The sequence below is a fragment of the Vibrio sp. 10N.222.55.C6 genome (genome assembly GCF_041473395.1).
Lineage (GTDB): Bacteria > Pseudomonadota > Gammaproteobacteria > Enterobacterales > Vibrionaceae > Vibrio > Vibrio crassostreae_C.
Genome location: NZ_JBFRSD010000406.1, coordinates 1 through 425 on the forward strand (window position 1 = coordinate 1; position 425 = coordinate 425).

General features: G+C 40.7%; 1 protein-coding gene. It reads left to right on the top strand.

Annotation, left to right across the window (positions count from 1 at the left end):
• Positions 1 to 49: 49 nt before the first annotated feature.
• Positions 50 to 425, top strand: a 376-nt coding sequence (locus AB4486_RS24340) for a sugar nucleotidyltransferase (RefSeq protein ID WP_372119204.1), incomplete at its 3' end; no start/stop codon positions are given.

Here is a 425-nt window from a genome sequence, read left to right on the forward strand (position 1 = left end):
GCTTAGGTGTTTCTTCAGATTTAGTTGTAAATGGTAAGGTTGATAAGTAATGAAAGGGATTGTTCTTGCCGGAGGCTCAGGCACGCGTTTATATCCACTTACTCGCGGCGTATCAAAACAGCTTTTGCCCATTTATGATAAGCCGATGGTTTTTTACCCAATCTCGACGTTAATGCTTGCTGGTATCAAAGATATTTTGATTATTACGACACCTGAAGATAACGCTGGTTTCCAACGCCTACTTGGTGATGGTTCAGGTTTTGGTATCAACCTTGAGTATGCAATTCAACCAAGCCCAGATGGTTTAGCGCAAGCTTTTATCATTGGTGAAGAGTTTATTGGTGATGAAAGTGTTTGTTTGGTGTTAGGGGATAATATCTTCTACGGACAGTCTTTTTCTAGAACGCTACAAAATGCCGCTTCAA